This window comes from Candidatus Krumholzibacteriia bacterium, assembly GCA_029865265.1.
In the GTDB taxonomy this organism is placed as follows: Bacteria; Krumholzibacteriota; Krumholzibacteriia; order WVZY01; family JAKEHA01; genus JAKEHA01.
In genome coordinates this window covers 33,306-60,243 of the sequence record JAOUHG010000021.1, presented here as the reverse complement: position 1 = coordinate 60,243, position 26,938 = coordinate 33,306, and the positions used below count along the sequence as shown (strand labels likewise).

Below are 26,938 nucleotides of genomic sequence, written 5' to 3'. Positions count from 1 at the left end.
CTCCTTCTTGCCGCTGTACGAGGGCGCGAGGCCGCCCGTCTCCACCTGCACCACCTCGTCGAGGCGCATCTCACCCTTTTCCACCACGCGCGCCAGCCGCTGCAGTTCGCGGATGGGCGAATCCAGCGAGAACACCGCCTTGGCGATGAGGATCTGTCCCTGCTCGATGCGCTTGGCGATTTCGACCTCGCCCTCGCGATCCAGCAGCGGCACCTTGCCCATTTCGCGCAGGTACATGCGCACGGGATCGTCGTAGCGGATTACCGCCTTGACCTCTTCCTCCGCCTTCTGCTCGTCCTTCTCCTCGCGCCGCTTGCGCGCCTCCATCTTCAGGCGCGCCTTCTCCGCGGAGTCGAAGTAGTCGATCTTCTCCTCGCTGAGGCGGTCGTAGAGGACGATGATGTCGTCCGGGGAGAACTCGTCGCTCACCAGGGCTTCGATCTCCTGGTTGAGAACGAACCCCTTGTCCTCCGCGATGCGGCGGATGTCGTTGAGCACCCCGGAGAAACGGTCGTTTCCGGAGGCGGTCGACGCGGCGCGGGGCGGACGCGGGGCCTTCGTCCCCGCGGCCTTTGTGGCCTTGCTCTTGCTCTTGGTCTTGCTGGCAGCTCTTGTCATTCTTCCTACAACTCTCTCTTCGCTTGCTCGAGTCTACGTATGAGTTCAGTCACCGAGATCGTTTCATCGCTCTCGGCGGGCAAATTGAGAAGGCTTTCACGAAGCTGGTCCAACTCGTCTTCGATCCGGCGCCTCTTCAAGTCTTTGATGTGGTCCCTCTGCAGGGTTTCGACGTTGCCCGGGGGGACGGCCACCAGCGAGATCTCCGTCGCGAAGTCCTCGAGCCCGCTCTCCGCCGCCAGACGTTGGAAGTCGCGACCCCTCAAATCAATATGGGCCTCCCGGGCTGAGTCAAGTAGTTTATAGAACTTGCGGTTATCTTCGTCTGAGAAATCTTCGACATCGAGTGCGTCCAGGGCGTCGAGCGCTGTCGGAGTGCCTTCCATGACCAGCCGCATCACCACCCGTTCGAGCGCCCACCGCGTTGAACCTGTCCGGCTTCCCGTCGATCCCGTCCGCTGAGTCTCGGGAGCCGGCCGTCCCGAGGGCCGCAGCAGCCTGCGCAGGGCCGAAGCCTCCACCCCGACGACGCGCGCCAACTCACCCACCAATACATCCCCCCGGAGCGGGTCGTCTGACTGGGCGATCGCGGAGACGATACGTCTAATGATTTCTTCGCGTTCGCGCGCCGACGGTTGCTGATGTTGGATAGTATAGTCAAGGTACTGGAAATATTCCAACGGACTCCCCACCAGTTCTTCTAATTCCTTCGTGCTCATCGCCTTACCGGCAGAATCCGGGTCCAGGCCGGCGTCCAGGCGGGCGATACCCACTTCCACCCCTTCCGCCATCAGGAGCGCCCCCGAGATCATCGCCGCCATGGCCCCGGCGTCGTCGCCGTCGGGCATCAGCACCACCCGGCGCGTGAGCCGCCGGACCTTCTCCGCGTGGTCGCGGGTGAGCGCCGTCCCGCAGGTGGCGATGGTATTGTCGATTCCCACCAGGTGCAGCCGGATCAGGTCCGTGTAGCCCTCCACGATGACCGCGAAGCGGTGGCTTCGGATGGGGTCGCGGGCCCGGTCCAGGCCGTAGAAGGTCCGCCGCTTGAGAAAGATCGCGCTCTCCGCCGAATTGAGGTACTTGGGCTCCCCGTCGCCCAGCGTTCTGGCCCCGAAGCCCACCACCCGCGCCCCGGGCTGGATGATGGGAAACACCACCCGGTCGCGAAAGTAGTCGTAGTGACCCGTCCGTCCCTCGCGCGCCGCGATGAGACGGAGCTTCAGGAGTGTCTCGGGCGGGATCCGCTGCCGGCGCGCCTCCTGCACCAGCGCGTCGCCACTGGCAGGTGCAAACCCGAGGCCGAAACGCGTCCAGGCCTCACGCGGTATGTCGCGGCCCAGCAGGTAAGCACGCGCCTTCTCCGCGGAGGGCGAATTGACCAGCATGCGGTGATAATAGCGCGCCGCAAACGTGTTGGCCTTGTAGAGCGCGTCGTTCTCCGAACGCTCGTCCTCCGCCGGCTTCGTTTCCACCTCGATGCCCGCGCGCTCGGCGAGCTCGCGCACCGCCTCGGGAAAGGTGACGCCGTCCATCTCCATCAGGAACTGGAAGACGTTCCCGCCCCGGCCACACCCGAAGCAGTGATAGCCCTGCCGCTCCGGATTGACGTTGAAGGACGGGGTCCGCTCCTGGTGGAACGGGCACAGGCCCTTGTAGCCCGTGCCGGCGCGTTTGAGGTCCACGTATTGCCCGACGATCTCGACGATGTCGGAGCGGTCGCGCACCTGGTCGATGATGTTCTGGGGGATGGCCATGGCTAGCGCAGCGTCACGAAGGTGACGCCGTTTCCCCCTTCCATCGGATCGCCAAACCGGAACGACGCCACGCGCGGGTCGCGGCGGAGCTCTTCGCGCACCGCGCGTGAGAGGATTCCCTCGCCGCGGCCGTGCACCACCTTGACCTCGCGCAGGCCGGAGAGGACCGCGCGGTCGATGAAGCGGCTCACGATCTCCAGGGCGTCCTCGCGCAGCATGCCGCGCACGTGCACCTCGGTCTCACCCACCGGTTCGTAATCCACACCGACGGCCGGCGGCGGCGGTGCCTTGTGTACGGGATCCGCGGCGGCGCGGTAGATCTTCCCGATGCGCGCGCGGATGCGCTTGCCGCCAATGTCCACCACCGCGCTCTTGCGCACCACCTCCACCACCACGCCCGCGGGCTTGCCACCCGGGCTGAGCGACACGCGGTCCCCCACCGCCACCGACGCCAGCGCGTCTGCCGCCGGTTCGCTGTCGCGCGCGCGCGCGCGCACGTCGCCCATCAATCGTTCCACGCGCTGGCGGCTCTCGCGGATGGTCGCCTTGTCCGCCGCGCGCTCACGCAACTGCCGCACGATGTCCTCGATCTCGCGGCGCGTCTGCGCCAGCATCTCCTCCGCCTCGCGCGCCGCCTTGCGCGAAGCCTCCTTCCTGGTGAGGGAGAACGCCTGCTCCTTTTCCTGCGCCGATGCCGTCAGCTTCTCGAGTTCGCGGCGCTCCGTTTCCAGCGCCTCGCGTTCTCGCTCCATCGCCGCGTAACTCTTCTCCAGCCGCGCCAGTGCGGACTCCAGGCGGAACGCGTCGCCGCCCAGAATCGCCTCGGCGCGCCCCACCAGTTCCGCGTCGAAGCCGGTGCGCCGCGCGGTGTCGATGCCGCGGCTGCGCCCGGCGATTCCCTGCAATAGACGAAACAGCGGTTGCGCCGTCTCCTCCGCGAAGGCCATGGATGCGTTGGCCACGCCGGCGGTCTCCAGCGCGAACGTCTTGATGCGCCCGTAGTGGGTCGTCGCGATTACCGCGGCCCGCGAGGCGAGCAGGCGCTCCAGCGTTGCGATGGCGATGGCGGCCCCCTCGTCGGGATCGGTGCCGTCCCCGATTTCATCCACCAGACACAACACGCGCGGATTGGCCAGCCGCGTCATGCGCGTCAGGTGGGAGAGGTGCGACGTGAAGGTGGAAAGCGACGACTCCAGGGACTGCTCGTCGCCGATGTCCACCAGCACGCGCTCGAACAACGGCAGTTCACTGCCATGCGCGCACGGAACCGGCAGGCCGCACTGCAGCATCAGCACCAGCAGCCCCACCGTCTTGAGCGCCACCGTCTTGCCGCCCGCGTTGGGACCGGTGATCACCATGAGGCGCTGCCCGCCCTCCAGGGTGAGATCCAGCGGCACCTGCGACGCCAGCGAACCGGCCCGGTTCAGGGCGAGCGTGAGCAGTGGGTGCCGCGCGCGCACCAGGTGCAGGCGCGGGGTGTCACCGCCGGAGATGTCGGGGGTGATGCAGCCAAAACGCGCCGCGAACGCCGCCTTGGCGCGTAACGCGTCCAGCCGTTCCACCACGTCCGCGTTGGCGGTGATGGCCGGTGCCGCCTGGCGCACGCGATCGCTCAACGCGCGTAGGATGCGGTCGATCTCTTCGTGTTCGTCGGCGAGACGCGTTTCGAGTTCGTTGTTGAGATCCAGCAGCGCCATGGGTTCGAAGTACAACGATCCCCCGGTCTGCGAGGCGCCGTGCACCAGCCCCGAGCCGCGTTTGACGCGGCCGCGCGGCACCACCAGCACGTGACGCGTGCCCATGACGGTGGCATGCGCTTCCGTGCCGATCTCGCCCAGCATGCGCTCCGCGCGTTCGCGCAGGCTGTTGCGTGCCGCACGGATGTCGCGGCGGATGGCCTTGAGGGCGGGGGTTGCGTCGTCGCGCACCTCTCCCTCGGCATCGAGCGCGCGGTCGATCTCCGCTACCAGCGTCTCGTTGGGTGTCGCGCCGGCGGCGATCGCGGCCAGCGCCGGAAACGACTCCCCCGCGGCCGCCACCGCGCGTCGCAGCTGTGCAATGGCCCGCTCGCCCTCACCGATGCGCCGCAACGCTTCGCCGCTGCCGCGGGCGCCCCCGGCGATCTCCGCCACCGCCCCGCGATAGGACGTGTCGGGGATGGCGATGTCGCCGGCGTCTTCGCGCATGCGCCGGTACTCGTCGATCTCGCCCAGCGACGTGCGGATCGCATCGGCGTCGTTGGTGGCGCGCAGGCCGGTGACGGCAGCGCGCGCGCCGGCGTTCACGCACGCGGATGCGACCAGCGCGAACACGTCGTGGAGCCCGAGTACCCGGGCGGCATGGTCGAAGGGCGGTGACTGAACGGTCATGCGGATCCTGCGCGGGCGGAGTGCCCGCGAACATTGTGAGTCAGGGAATGCGCCCGTCAGACGGGAGACGCGGCGGCGCGCATCGCGATTCCAGCCGCGATATGTCCGCTTTCCTGCGGAAAGACGGCCTCGAAGAGCCAGCCCGCAACGGGTTGCACGAACGCGCACACCGACGAGTCTTCGAGTCCGGAACGCAGGTCGTCGGGAATGGGCAGTTCGAGGAGCACGGTGGTGACGACACTCGTCACCAGCACCGCGGCCACCAGGCCCAGGGCGGCGCCGGCGAAGCGGTCGATGATACCCAGCAGCGTCATGTGCATCATGCGCTGGGCGGAGATGGCCACAAAGTGAAAGGCAACCATCCCACCCACGAACACGGCGATGAACGCGATCACGAGCGACGGCGTGTGCGGAATGGATGTGAACTCCGCGATCTGCGATGCAAGCCAGCTCGCGATGACGGCGGCGACGAAGAACGACACCACCAGGCCGACCAGTTCGATCACCTGCCGCGTGAACCCCTTGATTGCGCCGGTGATCATACCGATGGCAAGCATCCCCAGCAGCACGACGTTCACGACGGTAACGTCCGACATCCGCCTCAGCCCATCAACTCCCGCACCAGCGCGGAAACCACCTTGCCGTCCGCCTGCCCGCCGACCTCCGCCATCACCGACTTCATGACCACGCCAAAGGCCTGCGGGCCCGTGGCGCCCGCGGTCTCGATGTGCTTGCGCACCACAACGCGCAGGTCCGCCTCACTCAGTTGAGGGGGCAGGTAGGCCATGGTGATGTCCAGCTCCTGCTGTTCGCGCGCGGCGACTTCCTCGCGCCCGCCCGCGCGGGCGGCCTCCATGGCCTCGCGGCGCTTCTTGGCATAGCCGGTGAGCACCTTGCGCTCGGACGCCTCGTCGAGGTCCTCGCCCTGGGCGATGCGCTCGTTCTTGAGTTCGGAGAGGAGCATGCGAACCACGCTCAGGCGAAGCTTGTCGCCGGCCTTCATAGCCACTTTCATGTCTTCGGTCAGTTTCTGGGTGATCATGTTAACCTCTTCGCAGTGTAGGAGATAGGCTGCCGGGTGTCAATTTCCCCCGCACGCGGCGGTGTCCCGCGCCGCCGGTCAGCCCGGCAGGGATAGAAGCGAAACCAGCACGGTGGCCGCGGTTTCGGCCCGCAGCCGCTGGCGCGACAGCGCCACCCGCCGGGCACCGCCGGCAAGCAGGCGGTCGGTCTCGCGCTCCGAGAAACCGGCCTCGGGCCCCACGATGGCGAGCGTGTGGCCGCGCACGGCTCCCGGCGCCAGGGGTTCCCCGCCGGCATCGGCCAGCACCACGGATTGGTATCCGTCGAACGTGGCCACGAGCCGTTCGACATCCAGCGCGGGCCGCACGGGTGGCAACCAGTCGCGCCCGGACTGCTTCATCGCCGACACCGCCACGCGCGCCACCCGCTTCGCCAGCGCGGGCGTCCACACCCGCACGTGGCACCTCTCCGCATGAACCGGCACGAATTCGGTGACACCCACCTCCACGCACTGCGCAACCGCCGCATCGAAGTGCGCGCGCTGCAGGAGCGGAAGCGCCAACGCCAGGCGGCGCCCGGGCGGAGCGTCGGACTCGACGGCGGTGACACGCGCCAGGGTGGCGCGATCCTGCACCTCATCGACCGTGGCGATCACCATGAGTCCCCTGCCGTTGGTGACGCGGATGGTCTCCCCGCTGCGAACGCGCAGTACGCGCTTGAGATGCGTGTGCTCGTCGCCAGCGATGCTCACCCGGGTGTCGTCCGCTGTCATTCCCGGCAGGTAGAAAGAAAACGTGTGTGCACTCATGGGGCCCATTCCGCGCACGCCCGGCCGCACGGGCACCGGGTGGAGCTTCGGTCAGTCGACTCGCGGGGCCCGATCGGAGAGGGCCTTCTCGAGTTCCTTGAGGATTTCCTCTTCCTTCTTCGAAACCTTGTTCGGCACCCAGGCGATCACGCGCACCAGCTGGTCGCCGCGCCCGTGTCCGTTGAGCCTCGGAATGCCCTTGCCCTTGAGCCGCAGGATCTTGTGCGATGGTGTGCCCGCGGGGACCCGCAGCAGCACCTTGCCCTCCAGCGTGGGCACCTCGAGTTTGGTCCCCAGGGTGAGCTGGGTGTAGGTCAGGGGGATGTCGATCAGCACGTCGTTGTCGTGGCGCACGAAACGACCGTCCTCTTCCTCTTCGATCACCACATAGAGGTCGCCGTTACGGCCACCGCGCCCGGCTGCGTCGCCGTGTCCGCGTACGGTGATGTAGTTGCCGCTCACCACGCCGGGGGGAATCTTGACCTTCACCGTCTCCGACCCGCGAACGGTACCGGTGCCGTTGCAGTCGTGGCAGCGGTCCCGGATGATGGTGCCCTCGCCGTCGCACGCGCTGCACTCCACCACATTGATGAACTGTCCCAGGATGGTGCGCTGGACCTGCTTGATCTGCCCGGTGCCCGAACACGTCTGGCAGGTGGCCGGCGTCGAGCCGTCCTTTGCGCCGCTGCCATGGCAGGTCTCGCAGTCCACCAGCCGCGTCACCCGGATCTGCTTCTCGACGCCCTTCGCAATCTCCTCCAGACTCAGGTGCACACGCACCTGCAGATCCCGGCCTTTGCGGGAGCGTGTGGCGCCACCACCGGCCGCGCCGCCGAAGCCGCCCTCGAAGCCGCCGAACTCGCGCATGAACGCGCGCAGCGCGTCGGAGAGATCGAAGCCCTCGAAACCCCCGCCGAATCCGCCCCCGAACGGGCTGCCCGCACCCGCACCGCGGCCCATGCCCGCATGGCCCACCTGGTCGTAGATGCGGCGGCGCTCTTCGTCGCTGAGGACCTCGTAGGCCTCGGTGGCTTCCTTGAACTTGTCCTCCGCCTCTTTGTTGCCGGGGTTCTTGTCGGGGTGGTACTGGAATGCGAGCTTGCGGTACGCCTTCTTGATCTCGTCCTTGCTCGCCCCGCGCTGGACGCCCAGAACCTCGTAGTAGTCTCGCTTGCTCATCGCGGGGGAATATAGCCCACGGTCAACCATCGCGTCAGGGACAATTTCACGGCCACAACCAAACGCACACGCGCCCGGGAAGGCCCGGGCGCGTGCGCTGGCTTCGTCCCGCCGCCGGGTTCGTTACCGCGGCCGCAGGGCGACTCAAGAAACTTCCGGTCTATTCGACGCTGCCGCCGCCCTCCGGGGCGCTGTACATGAGTTCGGCAAAGCGGTGCATGATCGTCTGCAGATTGGCCGTGGCCTGGCGGATGGCTTCCAGGTCCCGTTCGTCTGCATTGCGCACCACCCGGACGTCGACCATGGCGGACTTGATCTGCTCGAGGTCCTGCGAGGAGAAGCGCTCGGCGTAGTCCTTGAGCGTCGCCTCGGTGGAGTACAGCAGAATGTCGGCCTGATTGACGACCTCCTGCACCTTGCGTTTGACCTGGTCTTCTTCCGCGTGCTTCTCGGCGTCCTCCACCATTTTCTGGATCTCCTTCTCGGAGAGTCCGCTCGCCACCTTGATGGCGATTTCCTGCTGGCGGCCGGTGCCCAGATCCTTGGCCGACACCTTGACGATGCCGTTGGCGTCGATGTCGAAGGTGACCTCCACCTGCGGCACGCCGCGCGGCGCCGGCGGAATCCCCACCAGGTCGAAGCGGCCCAGCGTGCGGTTGTCCTTGGACAACTCGCGCTCACCCTGCAGCACGTGCACGCTCACCGCGGGTTGGTTGTCGGATGCCGTGGAGAAGATCTGTGTCTTGCGCGTCGGCACGGTGGTGTTCCTCTGGATGAGCCGGGTCATCACGCCGCCCAGTGTCTCGATGCCGAGCGACAGCGGGGTCACGTCGAGCAGGATAACCTCTTCCACCTGGCCGGTGAGCACGCCGCCCTGGATGGCCGCGCCCTTGGCAACCACTTCGTCCGGGTCGACGCCCTTCTGCGGGTCCTGATTGAAGAACTTCTTCACCGATTCACGAACCGCCGGCATGCGCGTCATGCCGCCCACCACGATTACCTTCTGGATCTGCGTGGTGCTGATGCCCGCGTCGTGCAGTGCCTGGCGGCACGGGTCGATGGTCTTGCGGATCAGCGGCTCCACGAGGTTCTCGAGCTTGGCGCGCGTCAACTGCAGTTCGAGATGCTTGGGACCGCCGTCGTCCGCGGCCAGGAACGGCAGGTTGATGGTGGTCTCCAGCGTAGTCGACAGCTCGATCTTGGCCTTCTCGGACGCGTCGCGCACGCGCTGCATGGCCATCTTGTCCTGACGGATGTCCACGCCGCTCTGGGACTCGAACTCCTCGCACACCCAGTCCATGATGACGCGGTCGAAGTCGTCGCCGCCCAGGTGGGTATCGCCGGAGGTCGACTTGACCTGGAAGACGCCGTCGCTCAGCTCGAGGATCGAAATATCGAACGTGCCGCCGCCAAGGTCGTACACGGCCACAACGCCGTTGTTCCTTTCCTTGTCGAGGCCGTAGGCGAGCGCCGCCGCGGTGGGCTCGTTGATGATGCGCAGGACGTCGAGGCCGGCGATGCGACCCGCATCCTTGGTGGCCTGGCGCTGCGCGTCGTTGAAGTACGCGGGCACGGTAATGACGGCCTTTTCCACCGTCTCGCCCAGGAATTCCTCCGCCGTGGTCTTCAGGGTCTGCAGGATCATGGCGGCTATCTCTTCCGGACGGAAGGTCTGCCCCTTGACGTTGAGCAGCACCTCACCGTTCTTGCCCGCCTGCACCTGATAGGATACGCGGCCCGCCTCTTCCTTGACTTCGTCGAGGCGCGCGCCCATGAAACGCTTTACCGAGTAGATGGTCTGGGTGGGATTGGTGATCGCCTGCCGCTTGGCGATGTGTCCCACCAGCCGCTCGCCGTTCTTGGCGAATGCCACCACCGATGGCGTCGTGCGCAGCCCTTCGGGCGTGGTCACGACGGACGGACTGGCATCCTCGATGTAGGCGATGCACGAGTTCGTGGTTCCGAGATCGATCCCGATTACCTTCGACATCTCCGGCTCCTTGCGCGCGTGATATCCAACCCCGCACGGGTCGCGCCGGTGCGGCATTCCAGCATGGGAGACGCCGCACGGCGCGCCGTGCAAAACTCGAAATCTCAATGAGTCCCGCTGCTACTTTGCAACGATGACCCGGGCGGGACGAATGAGGACTCCGTTGAGGGAGTAACCCTTCTCGAGGACCTCGGCGACGTGGCCGGATGGAGCCTCGTCGGTCTGGATCTGCCCGACCGCCATGTGGACGTTCGGGTCGAAGGGTTGGTGGAGGGCTTCGAGCTCGGTTACCCCGAGTTTTTGCAGGCCTGAGAGCAAGTTGTTATAAATCAACCGAATACCCTGAACAAACTCGCTCTCTTCGGCCCCCGCCACCACTGCAAACGCCCGCTCGAAGTCGTCCAGCGAATTGAGCACCTCGAGGATGACTTCGGACTTTGATTGCTGCTTAAGCAATTCCCATTCCCTGGCGGAACGCTTGCGGTAGTTTTCAAACTCGGCGGCCGTACGCAGCCAGCGGTCCTTGTGGTCCCTGGCCTGCTCGGCAAGATCTGCCGCCTCCTTTTCGAGGCGGTTCTTATCGCGGGTCAGTCTTGCGATGACCTCGTTCTTCTCCTGGAATCGATCCAGGATCTCCTTGCGCGACACGCGGCGGCTCGCGCGCGCGGCGCCGGCATCTCCTCCGGCCCCCGATCGCGCTTCGGCCTCGTCGTCCGTGTCATCCGGGGCGAACGCGTCGTCGCCGTCGTCGTCGGGCTCGACGTCGAGGTCGTACACCGGGGGCTCACGATCTTCGTCGTCGTCCGAGGCGGCGTCGATCTGGGTCTGATTCTGCCGTTCCTTCTCGTCCATCAGAACTCCCCGGTTCGGGAAACAGTTGCCTACTGAAAGAACTCTTCGCCGATGGCGCGCAGTTCTCGTGATACGGATCCGACCAGCGAAATCGCATGGTCGTATCGCATCCTCGTCGGCCCCATGAGACCAACAACCCCCCGCGCCGCGCCCATGCGATATCCGGCCGTAACGAGGCTGAACGGCCTCAGGGACTCATCCCCGTGCTCGACCCCGATGGTCACCTGGGTCCGGTCGAGGGGGCGGCTGGCGAGAATCGAAGTCAAATAGTCGCGGTTGTGCAAGATTCGTAACAGGAGATGCAGGGTTCGCGGATCGGAGAGCTCGGGCTGGTCGAGCATGCGCCCGCGCGCCTCGAAACACATCTCAACCGCCGGCGGCCCGGAAAAAATTTCTTCGCGCCGCGACGTGATCTCGCGCACAACGATCCCCTCGTCGGTGACATTGTCGCGCACCAGCTCGCCCAGTGCGGCGCGGGCGCCGTCCAGGCTCATCCCGCCCACCAGGCGGTTGAGCAGCCCCTCCACGGCCGACACGGTCTCGGGCGACGGCTCGCGGCCCAGGCGCAGGGCCACCGTGCGCTCGTAGTCCGGCACCAGCCGCACCACCACCAGCAGACGCCCGCCGTTGAGTTGGAACAAGCGCACCCCGCCCACGCGGCACTCCTGCACCACGGCGCCGTAGACCAGGGCCACGTTGCGCGACATCGCACCCAGCATTTGCGAGGTGTGCAGCATGAGCGCGCTGATGTTGTCGCCCTCGGCACGCAGTTCCTCCCGTACCGCGGGAAGCGCCTCACCCGCCGCGAGGGTGCGCTCGGCTTGCAGTTCGTCGACGTGGAGGCGATAGCCCTCGTCGGTGGGGATGCGCCCGGAGGACACGTGCGCCTTGGCGATCAACCCTTCGCGCTCCAGTACCGCCATGCGGTTGCGGATGGTGGCGGTGCTCATGGCAAAGCGCCCCGCATCGCGCACGCGCCGCGAGCTGACGGGGTCGCCCTCGCTGACGTACACCTCGATGATGGTGCGGAGTATTTCGCGATCCTTCTCGATCAACATGTCGGTTCGTTTGTGGCTGCGGGCTCCGCAAGACGGAGCACCAGGTCATTCAGGATCAGGAAACCGCGCTCGGTGCTGAACACCCGCCCGTCGCGCATTTCAACGAAACCCCCGGCGGCAAACTCGCCCACGCGCGCGGCATCCAGCCACTCCGCCGGGGCGCCCCGGTCGGTGCGCAGCGCCAGCATCACCCGCTCGATGGCCCCGCCGCCGGCGTCGTCGCGCACACGGGCCGCCAGGTGTTCCCGGCCCGAGCGCCGCAGGTAGGCGTCGAGCGACGGTTCGTTCCAGAAGCGCCGTCCGCCCAGCGCGGAGTGCGCGGCCGGTCCCACCCCCAGGTAATCCCCACCATCCCAGTAGGTCCGGTTGTGGAGGGACTCGAATCCGGGGCGGGCGAAGTTCGAGACCTCGTAGTGCCGGAACCCCCCGGCACGCAACGTCTCGCACACCCTCAAGTATTCATCAGCAACGCGGTCCGGGTCAACCGCCTCGAAGAAGCGCTCCACCTCGTGCGACATGTCCCCGCCGGGCTCCAGGCCGTACACGGAGAGGTGCCGCGGCTGCTGCGCCAGCAGCGTCCGCAGGGTCGCGTCGAGATCCGCCGGCGTGGTCTTCGGCACACCCAGCAGAACGTCGAAACTCACGTTGTCAAAACTCCCGCGCACGATCTCGATGGCGCGCGCGTTTACTTCCGGGGCGCAACGCTTGAGCACCTTCTGCCCCACCGGATGCATGGACTGCACACCCAGGCTGGCCCGATTGACGCCCAGCCCCCTCAGGAACGCCACCCGTGCCGGCTCGACGTCCTCGGGGTTCATCTCCACGGTGAACTCGGCGGGCCCGCCCGCGGGAAAGAACGGCGCGATGGTCTCCACGATGCGCGTCCAGCACGCGTCGCCGAGAACGGTCGGCGTTCCCCCGCCCACGAACACCGTGCGCAGCTCGAAACGCTCGCCGAGGTCGTCGAGCGCAAAGCGCATCTCGTCCAGCAGCGCGCCGGTGAACGCCTCCTCGCGGCTCTTCTCCGCCGGAACGTGATAGAACGAGCAGTACGAGCACCGCCGCGTGCAGAACGGAACATGGATGTAAAGCGAGAGTTGTTTCATGTGTTTGACCGGGCGGCGGGCGCGCGTGACACCGATCCGACGCGATTTCCGCAGCGCGATTTCAAATGTTTCGCGCGAGGACCATGAGCGGAGGAGCGGTGTCGCGCGCACCCTCGACTTTCAACGAATGATGTCGCCGATGCGCGAGAAGCGAATCGTGTGCGAGCGCGGATTCCAGGAGAAATAGATGAACATCGCCTTGCCCATGATCAGCCGCTTGTCCAGCGGTCCCCAGGCGCGGCTGTCCGCACTGTTGTCCCGGTTGTCGCCCATCATGAATATGTGCCCTTCCGGCACCGTGAAGGGGCCGAAGTGGCGATCCGGGCGCGAACCGAACACGTACTTGGTGAAGTCCTCGTCCTGGAGGATCCCGTCGACGTACAGGTGGTTGTCCACCAGTTCCACCGTCTGCCCTTCCACCGCGACACAGCGCTTGATGTAGTCGATCTTCTCGTCACCCGGGTACTTGAATATGATGATGTCGCCCGGCTTCGGGTCGCGAATGGCCGGCAGGCGGACGTCGAGCAGGGGCAGCTTGGGACCGTAGACGAGCTTGTTGGCAAAGAGGAAGTCACCCACCAGCAGCGTGTCTTCCATGGACTCCGACGGGATGCGAAAGGCCTGCACGAAGAACGTGCGCACGAACAGGGCCAGGGCCACCGCGAGCACGATGATTTCGGTGTACTCGCGAATGACTGATTTCTTCTGCTTCTTTGCCATTTAGCTCGTTCTCTCCACTTTGAGGACCGCGAGAAAGGCTTCCTGTGGAATCTCCACCTTGCCGACCATCTTCATACGGCGCTTGCCCTCCTTCTGTTTCTCGAGGAGCTTGCGCTTGCGAGTGATATCGCCGCCGTAGCACTTGGCGGTGACGTTCTTGCGCAGCGCCTTCACGTTGGTGCGCGAGATCACCTTGGAACCCATGCAGGCCTGGATGGCCACTTCGTACATCTGGCGCGGGATGACCTCCTTGAGCTTGGAAGCAAGATCCCGGCCCATCATGTACGCGTTCTCCTGGTGGACGATCATCGAGAGCGCGTCCACCGGGTCGCCGTTGATGGCGATGTCCAGCCGCACCACGTCGCTCTCGCGATGCCCGATGTAGTCGTAGTCGAGGCTCGCGTAGCCCCTGCTGAGGCTCTTCAGCTTATCATAGTAGTCGATCAGGATCTCGGCCAGCGGCATGTCGTAGCGCAGCACCGCCCGGCCCCGAGTCACGTACTCCATGCCCAGGTATACACCGCGGCGCTCCTGGTTGAGCGACATGATGGCGCCCACGTAGTCCGAAGGTGTCACGATCTCCACCTTCACGTAGGGCTCGCGCACATGCTCGATCTTGCCCTCCGCCGGGAAGTGGGCGGGATTGTCCACCACGATCTCCTCGCCGTTCTTCTGGCGCACGATGTACTCCACGTTGGGCATGGTGGTTATCAAATTGAGATTGTACTCGCGCTCCAGCCGCTCCTGGATGATCTCCATGTGCAAGAGGCCCAGGAAGCCGCAGCGGAAGCCGAACCCCAGCGCGGTGGACGTCTCCGGCTCGAAGATGAACGAGGCGTCGTTCATGCGCAGCTTCTCCAGGGCGTCGCGCAATTCCTCGTAGTCCTCTGCGTCCACCGGGTAGAGGCCGCTGAACACCATGGGTTTTACGTCATGGTAGCCGGGGAGTTGCGCCTCACAGGGATTCGCGTCCAGGGTGATGGTGTCGCCCACCTTGGTGTCGTGGATGTCCTTGATCCCGGTGACCACGTAGCCCACCTCGCCCGCCTCCAGCACCGGCGCCGGCACCATGCTGATGCGGAAGTACCCCACCTCCATGGTCTCGAAGGTCTTGCCGTTGGACCACATGCGCACCAGGTCGCCCTTGCGCAGGCGCCCCTGCTTGATGCTGACGTAGATCACCGAGCCGCGGTAGGTGTCGTAAAACGAGTCGAACACGAGGCCCTGCAGTTTCCCGTCGCGGTCGCCCACCGGCGCCGGGACCCGCGCCACCACCGCTTCCAGCAGGTCCTCGACGCCGGTGCCCTCGCGGGCGCTCACGCGCACGATCTCCTCGGGCTCCGCGCCGATCAACTCGTGGATCTCCTCGGCCACTTCGTCGACGCGCGCCGCGGGCAGGTCGATCTTGTTGATGACCGGCAGCAGTTCCAGGCCGTGATCCACCGCGAGGTAGACGTTGGAGACCGTCTGGGCCTGGATGCCCTGCACCGCGTCCACCACCAGGATGGCGCCGTCGCAGGCCGCGAGGCTGCGCGAGACTTCGTAAGTGAAATCGACGTGACCCGGCGTGTCGATGAGATTGAAGAGGTAATCCCTGCCGTCCCGCGCGCGGTAGACCATGCGGATGGGATGGCTCTTGATGGTAATGCCCCGCTCGCGCTCGAGGTCCATGGTGTCGAGCACCTGGGCACGCATCTCCTTGTTGGTGAGCGTGCCGGTCTTCTCCAGCAAGCGATCGGCCAGCGTCGACTTGCCATGGTCGATGTGCGCGATGATGCAGAAGTTTCGAATGCGATCCTGCGGAAACGTCATGATCTCACTTGAACGATAGTCCAAACCCCAGTGTCAGGTAACTCACTTCGCCACCGGTGTGCGGAACACCCGCATCGGGCGGCGGTGGTGGCGTGTACTCGCGCACGTCGTAGAGGTGCGCGTCGATCCACGAGTCCAGGATGCCGATCAACCACACGGCACCGGTCCACCACATGTAGGTGCGCGCCTCTTCCTTGTAGAAAGCCGCCAGCTGGTCCGCCTGCCGGTAGTTGAACGATCCCGGCGTATACTGGTCCCGCTCCACCGTGTAGGCCTCGTAGTTCTTCCAGTTGAGGATCATTCGTCCCGCGTAGAACGACGTGAACCCCACCATCAACCCCACCTTGAGGCGCCGTCCATTGTACGTCTGCCCCAGCCCGGGCAGCAACATGGAGCAGATCATGGCCGTGCGCGGGTTCTTCTTGCGCTCCCACGTGGTGCGGCCCTCGACTTCGCTCGAGCCCATGCGCCCGAGAATTTCCTTCATCTCCACCGGATCGTAGTCGCTCTTACCCTTGAGGGTTCCCGGAATCCCCAGCGAATCGGTCACCGTGATCGAGCGTAGCGAGTCCACCGGAGCCGCGGCCGTGGTATCGGCGCGCACCGCGGTGGTATCCGTGGCCGCGGCCTGTGCGCGGCTCGGCGCAGGCCCGGCCGCCCCGGTTGCTGCCATGAGCGCTGCGATCACCCAGATGACGACGATCTGTCTTTGCAATGGCACTCGTTCAATCCACGGGGACGCCGGAACGCATCGCTCGTGCAGGACAGAGTGGCGGGAATGTGTGGGAATCGAACCCACCTCGGACGGCATCGCCCGACAAAGGGATTTGAAGTCCCCGGGGTCCACCAGGGCCCATCCATTCCCCCGGGCGGCCGATCCCGGCCCATAAACGAGGTGCCCTTTCGGGCACGTTCGGCACGCTGGAATATAACAGACGGGCGGACGACCGTAGAAGCGGAGAATTCGGGCCCGCCCGGAGGGCTAACAGATTGCGGGCCAAGGGGATTTCCCCGGGGAGGGAGTGGCTGCGGGGGGAGGATTCGAACCTCCGATATCCGCATTAACAGTGCGGCGTTGTGCCACTCAACTACCCCGCAGTGGATGATATTCTACAGCAAGTTACGTGCACGCGCCTACTCACGTGACCTTGCGTGTGTACGCGCCCGATGGATCGCGGGTCCGCACCCTTGCGGACCGGTCTACGGGACCCGGCGCGCAGCGCGCGCTGTGGGATGGAACGGACGACCGTGGAAACCCGGTCGCATCGGGCCCTGTACTTCTATGAGCTGCGTGCAGGAAAGGTGAAAATGACGCGAAAGATGATGCTCCTCAAGTGATTTGAAGCGGCTGTCATCAAGTTGATTCAGGTTGGAGAGGGTCGGCGTTGCCGACCCTCTCCTCATTGTTGGTCTACATGAACGCGCAGTGAGCCGGTCTAGCGCACCACCGTCATCCGGCCGGTCGCGGTGGAGCGGGCGCTGGTGACCCGGTAGAAGTACGTGCCGGTGGGCAGCGGCGAGCCCTCATCACTCAGGCCCCGGAACCAGTAGTTGTTCTCGCCACGGACGCCCGCGCGACGTTCCGTGAACACGCGCCGTCCGGCGACGTCGAACACGTCGACGGTGGCAGGACCATCACCGGAGAGTGTGAACGTGATCCGCGTGCTGGACGCAAAAGGATTGGGCGAGTTGATCAGCGCCGGACCGAGCAGCGGCCCACCCCTCACGCCGGTTGCACCGTCGCCGAGCGAGCCGTCCGCGTTTACGCCCTGCGCGTAGATGTCCTCATCGGGCGGATCGTTGCGCTGGTCCTGCCAGACGATTACGGCGCCGTTCGACGTGTCTGTGACCGCTCGGGGTGCGTACGAAAAATGGCTGCAGATGCGCGCACCCTGGTCGGGCCAGTCCGCCCAGATGTCTCCCGTGACCGAAGAGAGATGTTGCGCGTAGACGTTGGTGTACGGCGGCAGGGCGCGGTCGTCGCTCCACGAAACGATCACGCCGGTGCTGGTGCGCACGAGGTCGGACCAGTTGAGGTACGCGCCACCGCTGACGTTGGCCACCGTCATCACCGGCACGCCATAGGAACTTCCGCCCCAGAGGGCATTCCCGCTGGCGTCGATGCGCTGCGCCTGGATGTGCGCCTGGCTGTCCACCAGCCACGCGATGTACACGCCACCGGCGCCGTCGGAGGTCGCGATGGGCCACGTTCCGTAACCCGCCGGGTCCGACACCCGCACGCCGGCGCCCCACTGCGGCGTACCATTCTGATCCAGGCGCTGCGCGTACACGGCGGGCACGGACAGATTGTCGAAGCCCATCCAGACGATGACGGCGTGGTTGTCGAGGCTGGACACCACGCTGATGTTCTGCTGGGTCGTGCCCATCGTGGGCGCGACGATGATACCGTCCGTGGCCCAGTTCATCGAACTGCCGTTGAAGCGCTGTGCGTAGACGGCGCTTCCGGCCACACCCGACGTGGGCCGGAAATCTCGCCACGCGATCACGATGCCACCGGTTCCGATTTCCGCCATGCTCGCAGATCTCTGCACGTTGGCTGCGAGAGAAACCGGAACGCCGACCGGGTCGAGGCCGGCATCGCCGGCGCCATCCATGACCTGGAGATAGAGATCACCGGGGTCACTGCGTTCGTCGTTCCACACGACGACGGTTCTTGGCGGGGTGCCGAGGAAGCTCGTCGGCTTGGGGAGCACGTCTTCGAGGTACTGCCCGCCGGGGTTGTCGCACACCGGGAAGCCGGAACCCCCTGACAGCAGATTTCCGTTGCCCATGATCCAATCGAAGTAGACTTTCGGGTCGCTGGCACCGTTTCGGTAATCGGTCCACAGGATGGTCACGCCGCCCGCGCCGTCCGATGCCAGCTGCGGCTGGCCCTGGTCACCCGTCCACATGGTCACGGCCTTTCCGTTGAGTGGCGACCACAGCCGGTTGCCGCAGTTGTCCAGTTTCTGGATATAGATATCGACGTCCGGGGAGGAGGACCAGTCTTCCCAGGCGACAAAGGCGCCGCCCGTGCCGTCGGAGACCACGGTCGTCCGGTTCGTTCCGGCCGGGTAATGACCGGTGGTGACCGGCATGTTGATGGAGGGGCCGCCCGGGTAGCCCGCGCGGGCGGTCAGCGGGCCCAGGCTGCAGAGGGCAACGAACAGCAAAGGCATGAGAATGCTGCGAATACTCATGATGTTCCTTTCGCGAATGGGGGGTCTCTTCCGGCAGTAATGATTGTACCAGAGCAGGACGGATCCGGGTGGAGTAGCCGACGGCGCGTCCGCAGCTGATCGCGTTGAACAAGAGAAAAGACGCTCCGTTACTGAACTACGATGGATGGGAACAGCCGGTGAATTGTGTTGCTCCACCCGGCGGCAGCACGTGCGCGGTCAGGCTGGTATCCGCACTGATCGGTCCGATCAAAGTTACGTGCTTGCAAGTACTGATCGGCCTCGCCCCCAATCCGTGCCCAGCAAACACCCATTGTGCCCCGGCCACCCAGGCCCGTTATTGGACGCATTCGCGACTGCCCCTCGCGACGATGCTTTCAACAACATCGCCCCGGGCGTGGCCGCGCGGATCCCCCGACTCGTGTGCCCCGCGGAAGGAGACCTCCGTGCACCGAGTCGCTCGAAGCGGCAACGCCGCCGCATGCCTTGCACCCGTGCTCCCGCTCCTGATCGTAACCACCTTTCCGGATTCCGCGGGCGCTCGCCCCGTACGCATCATCGCCTTCAACGCGCCGCCCAACGTGGCCTACGACGCACAGCTCAACGGTGTATCGCGCCAGACCATCGCCTCTTCGGAGACCGGATCCCTGGATTACACCTTCGAGGCAATCGACGGCGACATCGCCTCCTTCGAGACGGCCGATCTCGCTCCACCGCCGCCGCCGCTGCTCGCGTCCGTGGTCCCCGACGGTGCCGGCTGCGCGCTTGCCTCCTGGATTCCGAGCGGCGACCCCACCGTGGTGGGCTACGTGCTCTACGCCGGCGTTCGTTCGGTGGCGTCGGGCGAGGCGGCGTACTACGACGTGGCGGTGAACGCGGGAAGCGGTTCCAGCGCCAGCGCGTGCTCGCTTCCTCCCGGCGTGAACTACGTGGCGCTTCGCGCGCGCAACTATGCGGGCGTCCTCAGCGCCTTCTCCGCGGAAAAGGCCGTCACCATCACCACGGTGGCGGTGCTGTTCACGTCTTTCGACGCGAATGCGGAAAAAGACGGTGTTCGTCTCTCCTGGGAGGTGGAGACGGACGAGGTTGTGCAGGGTTATCGCATCTATCGAAGCGAGGGGAACGAGCCGGAGGCGGACATCGTGGACGAGCTTCTATCCGCAAACACGCGCGAGTTCGTGGACGGCGGGGCGCGCAACGCCACATCCTACGAGTACGTGCTCGGCGCCACGCGCGAGGACGGCAGCGAGATCCGCTCGGTACCGATCACGGTTTCGACCCCCGGGATTCCGCTCGAACTGGGGCAGAACGCGCCCAACCCGTTCAATCCCTCCACACAGATCCCGTTTTCCCTGGACCGGGGCTCACGCGTGGTGGTGCGGGTATACGACGTGCAAGGCAGACTGGTAACCACGCTGCACGAGGGAGAACTGGCCGAGGGGCGCCACGCGCTCACATGGAACGGCCGGGATGAGGCCGGCCAGCCGGTGTCGTCGGGGATATATATCTACTCCCTCACCGCGGACCGGCGCACGATATCAAAGAAGATGACGCTGCTGAAGTAGGCGGCGCTACTCGAGAAGCACGGCGCGGGCCACCAGGTCGCCGGCGCGGGTACGGATGCGAATCAGGTAGACCCCGGACGACACCGGGCGACCGTTGGCATTGCGCCCATCCCACCGGATCGAGTTGTCCCCCTCGGGAAACGCCATATCGCGCACCAGTGTGCGAACCCGGGCGCCCTTGACCGACCACACTTCGGCGGTGACCGTCATCGCGGACGGCAACTCGAAGTTGACCGACGTCTGCGGATTGAACGGATTCGGGACGACACCCTTCAGGCGAAACTGGTGACTCGTAGGCTGCCGAACGACAGTTACGCTGGTCGTTGGACGGCACGAAACCGGAATCGTCATGGGTGATCCCCCGCGATCGTGGAAAACCTGCACACTGCAATTTGCGGGAGCAACCGTGTGCGGTGTCGCGCAGATGCCGAGCGTGGTCTGTCCACCCGGTGGCAGCCGGTGAGACGTCATCGAGGAATCGATCGCAAACGTCACGGTGCCGCAACCGGCGATACCGCGGATCGTGAGCGTGTCCACCCCGCTGTTGGCGAGGACGACCGTGGCACACGCGGTGGTGTTGAGCGGGACGTCCACCAGGCTCACCGCCGCGGGCGCGGCGCTGAGCGCCGGTGGCACGAGGGACCGGTATGAAACCAGGAACTCCCAGTCGCCGGTGAACCCGATTGCACGGGCATCCTGCCATACGCCACCCGAGTTGACGAAGTTCCTCCCCGCATGGCAACCGTTGCCATCGTGCACCACGCTGGGACTGAAGATCATGCCCGCGTTGCTGTTTGCCAGTTCCAGCGCCACGGTGAAGCTTCCCGCGTCGACGCGTATCGGCCCCACTGCGAACTCGTTGGTGGTCCCTGCGTTCAACGTCGGCAAATCGATCGAGTACGCCGGGACGCCCAGGCTGGGCGGGGTGCCCAGATAGAGGCGGACGGCACGCTCCGTAAACGCGCCTCTGACGCCAAACTGCGCCGCCCACACGACGCTCACACCCGTGATTTCGATTGGATACGCTGAAGCGGGAGCGTTGAAGACCACGGCGATCTGGTCGCCCGCCACAAAACACGGACATACCAGCTTCCCGCCTCCGCTGAAGTACTGCACCGTCTCGCGCGCGGCGGCTGGCGCCGCCTGCATGACCGCGAACAGCGCGGCCAGCATCACCGCTATTGCGCGGGCCGCCTTCCCCGTTCCCCGCCCGCTGCTCGTGCGACAGGCTGTATTCACTGCGCCACCACCGGGGTGTTCAACGCGACGGTCTTCTGGTGGGTCCATCCCCACTTGCCGCCCGCCCAGACCAGCGTGTTGTTGACCGCGTCCCACCCGAATATCCAGCTCGCCGCACTCAGCGTCGTGGGCGTGATGCGGATCACGACGAACGACTCCGGATACGCCGTGGTAGGCGCCTGCCGCACCGAACCAGGCGTATAGGTGTCGTACCCCTCCCAGACGTAGTGCCGCGAATAGTGGTCGTGCCCGAACATGATCGCGATCACGTTCTTTCCGGCGAGCATGCCGCGATAGGCATCGACCGCCAGCGGATCCCACTCCGAGATGTAGCCGGTGGGCGCGCTCACGGGCCGGTGGTGAAAGAGAATGACGGGAGTTCCCGCCGGCAGCCCCGACAGACTCGCGTTCACGGTGGCGATACTTGCTACCGAAGGCAGATCGCTCAGACTCTGAAAACGAACGCCTCCGATATCGACGTTGTAGAGGAGATCGCCGTGGCGCTGGACGATCATGTCCCGCACCGGCTGGCGGTCGTGGTTGCCGTCGCACTCATAGACCGGCCACGGCACCCCGCCCGTGCAGCCGTTACCGGAATAGTCGGTAAAGAACTGGACTGGCGACGCCGCGTCCTCTACCAGGTCACCGAGCACGAACACCGCGTCCGGCGTTGCCACCACGCCCCCGATCGACGCCGGGTACGGCGTGCCCGGAAGCGCGCGCACCGCGCGCAACTGGTTCTGCTCGGTTGAGTCCGCGACGAAACCGTAGTGCGTGTCGGCGATGACGAAGATGGTGATATCCGCCCGCGCGGCGGGTGCAAAGCACAGTCCCGCCAGGGCGACCAGCGCCAGGAGAGGAATTCGAAAGGATGGGGGGAACGCGCAGCGCGCCGGGCAGGACCGCGTGCGCGCAGGGTCTACATAATCCAACAGCCGGGTATCACCCGGCTGCCCAATCGTGCTCATACGTGCTTGGCGGCTCCAGCGCCTGTTGTTATGGGAACCAGTATAGCATCACGATTTCGTTTCTTCAAGAGGTGCGCGCGGCGTCAAAAAAAGGGCCGCGTCCTGAAGACGCGGCCCCTTTTCCGGCTCAAGAAACCTGATTCTCCACTCCTCTATCAGGGCGACGTCACCGGGCGGCGCATGGCGATCACGTCGATCTCCACGAGCGCATCCATGGGAAGGCGCGCCGCCTGCATGGTAGAACGCGCCGGCGGGTCTTCGTGGAACATGTCGCCGTAGACCTCGTTCACCGCGCCAAAGTCATCCATGTTGGCCAGAAAGATGGTGGTCTTGACCACGTGCTCGGGGGTGAGCCCGGCCGCGGTGAGGATGGCGCGCAGGTTCTTCAGCACCTGGTCGGCCTGCTCCGCGGCGGTTTTGCCCTTTATCTTGCCCGACGCGGGGTCGATACCGATCTGCCCGGAGATGAACACGAAGTCCCCCGCGCGCATCGCCTGGCTGTAGGGTCCGATGGGCTTGGGGGCGTGGACGGAATGCAGGGGAGATTTCATGGGTCACTCCTTCTTCTGTGGTCGAACCAGCGCCGCAGCAACGGGCGGCGCTACTCGACCGTCACACTCTTGGCCAGGTTGCGCGGCTGATCCACGTCGCAGCCGCGCAGCACGGCAATGTGGTAGGCCAGCAACTGCAACGGCAGCACGGTCAGAATCGGGTACAGGAAGTCGAGCGTGCGCGGAATGGTGATCACGTGGTCCGCCATCTCCGCCACCTCCGCGTCGCCCTCGTTGCAGATCACGATGATGCGCCCTTTGCGCGCCTTCACCTCGGCGATGTTGCCGAGGATCTTGTGGTAGGCATTGTCGCGCGGGCACATCACCACCACCGGCATATTCTTGTCGATGAGCGCAATGGGGCCGTGCTTCATCTCGGCGGCCGGGTAACCCTCGGCGTGGATGTACGAGATCTCCTTGAGCTTCAGCGCACCCTCGAGCGCCACCGGGAAATTCGCACCCCGTCCCAGGTACAGGAAGTTGGTGTCTTCCGAGTACACCTTCGCGATTTCCAGGATTTGATCGTTCTGGTCGAGGATCTGTTTGACCTGCTCGGGCAGGCGCTGCAGGTGCTCGATCTGCTCCTGCCCCTCGCGCTTGGACATCACGCGCAGGCGTCCCAGCAATAGTGCGAGCAGCGACAGCACGGTGATCTGCGAGGTGAACGCCTTGGTGGAGGCGACGCCAATCTCCGGGCCGGCGTGGATGTACACGCCGCCGTCGGACTCGCGGGCGATGGTCGAGCCCACCACGTTGGAAATACCCAGCACGCGCGAACCCCGCCGGCGCGCCTCGCGCATGGCTTCCAGCGTGTCGATGGTCTCGCCGCTCTGGCTGATGGCCAGGGTGAGCGTGCCCGGGTCGATGATGGGGTTGCGGTAGCGGAACTCGGAGGCGTACTCCACCTCCACCGGGATGCGGGCGTGCTCCTCGATGATGTACTCGCCAATCAGGCCCGCGTGCCAGCTGGTGCCGCAGCCGAGGATCATGATGCGGCGGATCTCGCGCAGCTCGTTGTCGGTCATGTTGAGACCGCCGAGCTTGGCGATGCCTTCGTCGTAGACCAGGCGCCCGCGCATGCCGTTGGTGATGGTCTCGGGCTGCTCGTAGATCTCCTTGAGCATGAAGTGATCGAAGCCGCCCTTCTCGATCATCTCCAGGTCCCAGTCGACCGAGTGGACCTCTTTGTTGGTGGTCACGTTGTCGAGTGTCTTGGTGACGAAGTGGTCGCGGTACACCGTGACCATCTCGTGGTCGTCCAGGTAGATGACCTTCTGGGTGTGCTTGAGAATGGCAGACACGTCGGAGGCGAGGAAGTTCTCGCTCTTGGCGATGCCGATGATGAGCGGCGAGCCGTTGCGCACACCGATGATCTTGTCGGGCTCGCGCTTGCTGAGGATGACGAGCCCGTAGGTGCCCTCCAGCTGCAGCACCGTCTTGCGCACCGCTTCTTCCAGCGGTGTTCCTTCGGTGTAGAACTTCTCGATGAGGTGCGCGATCACCTCGGTGTCGGTCTGGGTGACGAAGTTGTGGCCTTCCTTGAGAAGGCGCTGCTTGAGTGCGGTGAAGTTCTCGATGATGCCGTTGTGGACGACGGCCAGCTCACCGTTGCAATCGGTATGCGGGTGGGCGTTCTCGGTGTTGGGCTCGCCGTGCGTCGCCCAGCGCGTGTGCGCCATGCCCACGGTGGCCTTCCACTTGCGGCCGTTCACCAGGCCCTCGAGCTCGGAGATCTTTCCCTTGGTCTTCTCGACGGTGAGGGTGCTGTTCTCCAGCATGGCCACGCCCGCCGAGTCGTAGCCGCGGTATTCGAGGCGCTTGAGCCCCTCCAACAGGATGGGCATGGCCGGGTTGTCGCCGATATAGCCGATGATTCCACACATGGGTCAAATCCTCCGTTCCCGTCCGCCGATTGCGAAGAATCACCACGAGGCGGCGAGCGCCTTGCGCGCGATCTTCTGGAGGGCCTCTACCCTCCCGGCGTCCGGACCTTCCGCGATCACACGGACGATGCCTTCGGTGTTCGATACCCGAAGGTGCAGCCACCCGTCCGCAAATGTCGCCTTGACACCGTCTTGTGAGTCGAGTGTAACAGGATTGTTGAGCCGCAGCGCATCCGAAATCCGATCCGGCTTGAAGGTACCCGCCAGGGGCACCTTGGCCTTGGACATCAAGAGGGGCGGGTAGCCGGCGACGATCTCCGCGAGGGTCGCGCCACGGTCGGCTAAGAGCTGCAATATCAATGCCATCCCCAGCATGGCGTCGCGCCCCGGGTGCAGCGCCGGCAGGATCACCCCGCCGTTGCCCTCACCACCCACCACGGCGCCGTCGCGCAGCATGCGGTCCACCACGTGCGCCTCGCCCACCGGGGTCCGCGCCACCGTGACCCCGTGCAACCGCGCCACGTGATCGATCCAGCCCGAGGTGGAGAGGTTGACCACGACGTTTCCCTTGCGCGTGCTCAGCACTTCATCCACGGCCAGCGCAAGCGTGTACTCCTCGCTGATCGGCTGCGCGCCTGTGCCACCGGTGACCAGCGCGAGACGATCGGCATCCGGATCGGTCGCAAAGCCGAGGTCCGCGTTGCTCTTGCGAACGCACTCCACCAGGTCGGCCAGGTTGTCGGGACGCGGTTCCGGGTCGCGATAGAAGTTCCCGTCGGGAACGCAGTTCAATTGAATGACGCGCACACCCAGCACGTCGAGCAACTGGGGGGCGATCACACTGCCCGCGCCGTTGATGCAATCGAGCACCACTGTGAAGCGGCGTGCGCGGATCATCTCCGCGTCGACGAAGACCAGGCCGCGAATGGCCTCGACGTGTTCCTGCGCGGCGGTGCGGTACTCGCGAATCTGCCCCGTGCTCTCGCCGTCGGCGAGCTTGAACGCCCCGGACTCGAAAGTGGCGAGCAGCTTCTCGCTGATGTCTTTGGTAATGAAGATGCCGCGGTGATCGAGGAACTTGAGCGCGTTCCACTGGATGGGATTGTGGCTCGCGGTGACGATGATGCCAGCAACGGCGTCGGTGCGTTCGGTGATGAGTTCCACCGTCGGCGTGGTGGCGATACCCAGGTGGATGACGTCACGCCCGGTCGCGGTCACCGCGCCCATCACCGCGTGCGCGAACGATTCCCCGCTGGGCCGCGTGTCGCGACCCACCACCACGGGACCGTCCGGAAGCGTCGAACAATAGGCCAGCGTCAGACGGGTGACGACGTCGACATCGATCGTCTCGCCGACGATGCCGCGCGCGCCGGCCACAGAGAAGAGGAGCTTTTTGGCCATGATTGGGCGAGGAGTCGGTGGCCGCAACGGGCGGCCCCGTCCCGCGATGCCCGAATATAGGCGCGTCCCGGGCAAGCCGCCAACTTGAAAAAAGGCGCCGGTCCCGAAGGACCGGCGCCGATGCAAGGCTGTTTCCGTCTGCCTAACGGCTAACGATAGATCGACTTGACGTGACCCCAGGTGGACTGCTCGGTGGGAACCGGGCAGTAGATGTTCAGAACGATGTCGTTGGTGTCCCCCCACACGCCGAACTGGTGCGCGGCGTCCGCCGGCGAGCAGTCCGCGGCGAGGAACGCCGGGTAGTCGGCCGGCTTGGCGGCGTACGGGGTCTCGCCCACGCCGAATCCGTTCCCGAATGCGAACTCCAGCGAACAGGCGCTGTTGTCAAAATTGCCCGACGTGTACGCGGTGAAACTGGAGGAGATGGGAACGAAATTCTGCAGGAACACCTGCGAGGTCACCTGGGTGACGTTGAGCGTCGCGGTACCCGAGCCCCAACCCACGTTGGCGTCCGGGTAGATGGTCAGCGAGCCCCCGTTGAACGTCTGGTGGTAGGTGATGAACCCGGTTCCCGTCACCTGGTTGAACTGCGAGTAGTCCGGGGCCTGTCCCACGGCCTCGATGCCGCAGGACATCTCCCACTGCGTTCCCAGTGTCGCGCCATTCCACGACTGACCGTGGAAGACCTTGGGGAAACCGGAGTTCACCGTGGGACGGGCGACGGACGAACGCCCCACGAACACGTTGCCGCCGCGATTAGGCGACACGTATGTGCCGGTCACCGGCTGCGCCACCGCCAGCAGCGGCAGCGCGGTAAACACAATCATCAGAAGCAGAATTGACAGTTTGCGCATTAGAGGCCT

The 26,938-nt window shown here is 65.4% G+C and carries 21 protein-coding genes, 2 tRNA genes and 1 pseudogene; 1 reads left to right on the top strand and 23 read right to left on the bottom strand.

Annotation, left to right across the window (positions count from 1 at the left end; translation table 11 throughout):
• The 17 genes and pseudogenes from OEX18_10450 to OEX18_10370 all read right to left on the bottom strand — a co-directional run.
• Nucleotides 1-618: hypothetical protein (locus tag OEX18_10450; protein ID MDH4337677.1), on the bottom strand; the 618-nt coding region annotated here is incomplete at its 3' end.
• Between the two features lie 5 nt (nucleotides 619-623).
• Nucleotides 624-2,372, bottom strand: coding sequence for a DNA primase (gene dnaG, locus OEX18_10445; protein ID MDH4337676.1), 1,749 nt, complete (start codon nucleotides 2,370-2,372; stop codon nucleotides 624-626).
• 2 nt (nucleotides 2,373-2,374) lie between these two features.
• Complete coding sequence (locus OEX18_10440; GenBank protein ID MDH4337675.1) at nucleotides 2,375-4,741, bottom strand: Smr/MutS family protein; 2,367 nt, start codon at nucleotides 4,739-4,741, stop codon at nucleotides 2,375-2,377.
• Between the two features lie 56 nt (nucleotides 4,742-4,797).
• The gene (locus OEX18_10435; protein ID MDH4337674.1) at nucleotides 4,798-5,337 is read right to left on the bottom strand and encodes a CvpA family protein; all 540 of its coding nucleotides are present in this window, start codon (nucleotides 5,335-5,337) and stop codon (nucleotides 4,798-4,800) included.
• 5 nt (nucleotides 5,338-5,342) lie between these two features.
• Complete coding sequence (locus tag OEX18_10430; protein ID MDH4337673.1) at nucleotides 5,343-5,783, bottom strand: GatB/YqeY domain-containing protein; 441 nt, start codon at nucleotides 5,781-5,783, stop codon at nucleotides 5,343-5,345.
• 78 nt (nucleotides 5,784-5,861) lie between these two features.
• Nucleotides 5,862-6,572 carry a 16S rRNA (uracil(1498)-N(3))-methyltransferase gene (locus OEX18_10425; protein ID MDH4337672.1) on the bottom strand — a complete coding sequence of 237 codons (711 nt, stop codon included), beginning with the start codon at nucleotides 6,570-6,572 and terminating at the stop codon, nucleotides 5,862-5,864.
• Between the two features lie 51 nt (nucleotides 6,573-6,623).
• Complete coding sequence (dnaJ, locus tag OEX18_10420; GenBank protein ID MDH4337671.1) at nucleotides 6,624-7,751, bottom strand: molecular chaperone DnaJ; 1,128 nt, start codon at nucleotides 7,749-7,751, stop codon at nucleotides 6,624-6,626.
• A gap of 193 nt (nucleotides 7,752-7,944) precedes the next feature.
• Nucleotides 7,945-9,741 (bottom strand): annotated as a pseudogene (gene dnaK, locus OEX18_10415) (molecular chaperone DnaK).
• Nucleotides 9,742-9,861: 120 nt separating this feature from the next.
• Nucleotides 9,862-10,593 carry a nucleotide exchange factor GrpE gene (locus OEX18_10410; protein ID MDH4337670.1) on the bottom strand — a complete coding sequence of 244 codons (732 nt, stop codon included), beginning with the start codon at nucleotides 10,591-10,593 and terminating at the stop codon, nucleotides 9,862-9,864.
• A 29-nt stretch (nucleotides 10,594-10,622) separates the two neighbouring features.
• Complete coding sequence (hrcA, locus tag OEX18_10405; protein ID MDH4337669.1) at nucleotides 10,623-11,651, bottom strand: heat-inducible transcriptional repressor HrcA; 1,029 nt, start codon at nucleotides 11,649-11,651, stop codon at nucleotides 10,623-10,625.
• Nucleotides 11,645-12,757: a coproporphyrinogen III oxidase family protein gene (locus OEX18_10400; GenBank protein MDH4337668.1), complete on the bottom strand. Its 1,113-nt coding sequence runs from the start codon at nucleotides 12,755-12,757 to the stop codon at nucleotides 11,645-11,647. Before OEX18_10400 ends, hrcA begins: the two co-directional genes overlap by 7 nt.
• A gap of 120 nt (nucleotides 12,758-12,877) precedes the next feature.
• Nucleotides 12,878-13,477 carry a signal peptidase I gene (gene lepB / locus OEX18_10395; protein MDH4337667.1) on the bottom strand — a complete coding sequence of 200 codons (600 nt, stop codon included), beginning with the start codon at nucleotides 13,475-13,477 and terminating at the stop codon, nucleotides 12,878-12,880.
• Nucleotides 13,478-15,289 (bottom strand): translation elongation factor 4, encoded by a 1,812-nt coding sequence (gene lepA, locus OEX18_10390; GenBank protein ID MDH4337666.1) that lies wholly within the window; start codon nucleotides 15,287-15,289, stop codon nucleotides 13,478-13,480.
• 4 nt (nucleotides 15,290-15,293) lie between these two features.
• Nucleotides 15,294-16,010: a DUF5683 domain-containing protein gene (locus OEX18_10385; GenBank protein MDH4337665.1), complete on the bottom strand. Its 717-nt coding sequence runs from the start codon at nucleotides 16,008-16,010 to the stop codon at nucleotides 15,294-15,296.
• 49 nt (nucleotides 16,011-16,059) lie between these two features.
• Nucleotides 16,060-16,154: transfer RNA gene (locus tag OEX18_10380), tRNA-Sec, on the bottom strand.
• Nucleotides 16,155-16,312: 158 nt separating this feature from the next.
• Nucleotides 16,313-16,387 (bottom strand) — tRNA-Asn (locus OEX18_10375).
• Nucleotides 16,388-16,725: 338 nt separating this feature from the next.
• Nucleotides 16,726-18,489 carry a T9SS type A sorting domain-containing protein gene (locus tag OEX18_10370; GenBank protein ID MDH4337664.1) on the bottom strand — a complete coding sequence of 588 codons (1,764 nt, stop codon included), beginning with the start codon at nucleotides 18,487-18,489 and terminating at the stop codon, nucleotides 16,726-16,728.
• Between the two features lie 425 nt (nucleotides 18,490-18,914).
• Here OEX18_10370 and OEX18_10365 point away from each other — a divergent pair, with 425 nt between their 5' ends.
• Nucleotides 18,915-20,033: a T9SS type A sorting domain-containing protein gene (locus OEX18_10365; protein ID MDH4337663.1), complete on the top strand. Its 1,119-nt coding sequence runs from the start codon at nucleotides 18,915-18,917 to the stop codon at nucleotides 20,031-20,033.
• Nucleotides 20,034-20,039: 6 nt separating this feature from the next.
• On the opposite strand, the gene OEX18_10360 is transcribed toward OEX18_10365, so the two are convergent.
• The 6 genes from OEX18_10360 to OEX18_10335 all read right to left on the bottom strand — a co-directional run bounded on the left by OEX18_10360 (nucleotide 20,040) and on the right by OEX18_10335 (nucleotide 26,929).
• Complete coding sequence (locus OEX18_10360; GenBank protein MDH4337662.1) at nucleotides 20,040-21,272, bottom strand: hypothetical protein; 1,233 nt, start codon at nucleotides 21,270-21,272, stop codon at nucleotides 20,040-20,042.
• The gene (locus OEX18_10355) at nucleotides 21,269-22,240 is read right to left on the bottom strand and encodes a metallophosphoesterase (protein MDH4337661.1); all 972 of its coding nucleotides are present in this window, start codon (nucleotides 22,238-22,240) and stop codon (nucleotides 21,269-21,271) included. The genes OEX18_10360 and OEX18_10355 overlap by 4 nt, the downstream gene beginning before the upstream one ends.
• A 155-nt stretch (nucleotides 22,241-22,395) precedes the next feature.
• Entirely contained in the window at nucleotides 22,396-22,791 is a 396-nt protein-coding gene (locus OEX18_10350; protein MDH4337660.1) for a RidA family protein, read from the bottom strand.
• A 50-nt stretch (nucleotides 22,792-22,841) separates the two neighbouring features.
• Nucleotides 22,842-24,674 carry a glutamine--fructose-6-phosphate transaminase (isomerizing) gene (gene glmS / locus OEX18_10345; protein ID MDH4337659.1) on the bottom strand — a complete coding sequence of 611 codons (1,833 nt, stop codon included), beginning with the start codon at nucleotides 24,672-24,674 and terminating at the stop codon, nucleotides 22,842-22,844.
• A 39-nt stretch (nucleotides 24,675-24,713) separates the two neighbouring features.
• Nucleotides 24,714-26,075: a phosphoglucosamine mutase gene (glmM, locus tag OEX18_10340; protein MDH4337658.1), complete on the bottom strand. Its 1,362-nt coding sequence runs from the start codon at nucleotides 26,073-26,075 to the stop codon at nucleotides 24,714-24,716.
• 149 nt (nucleotides 26,076-26,224) lie between these two features.
• The gene (locus OEX18_10335) at nucleotides 26,225-26,929 is read right to left on the bottom strand and encodes a hypothetical protein (GenBank protein MDH4337657.1); all 705 of its coding nucleotides are present in this window, start codon (nucleotides 26,927-26,929) and stop codon (nucleotides 26,225-26,227) included.
• Between the last annotated feature and the right edge of the window lie 9 nt (nucleotides 26,930-26,938).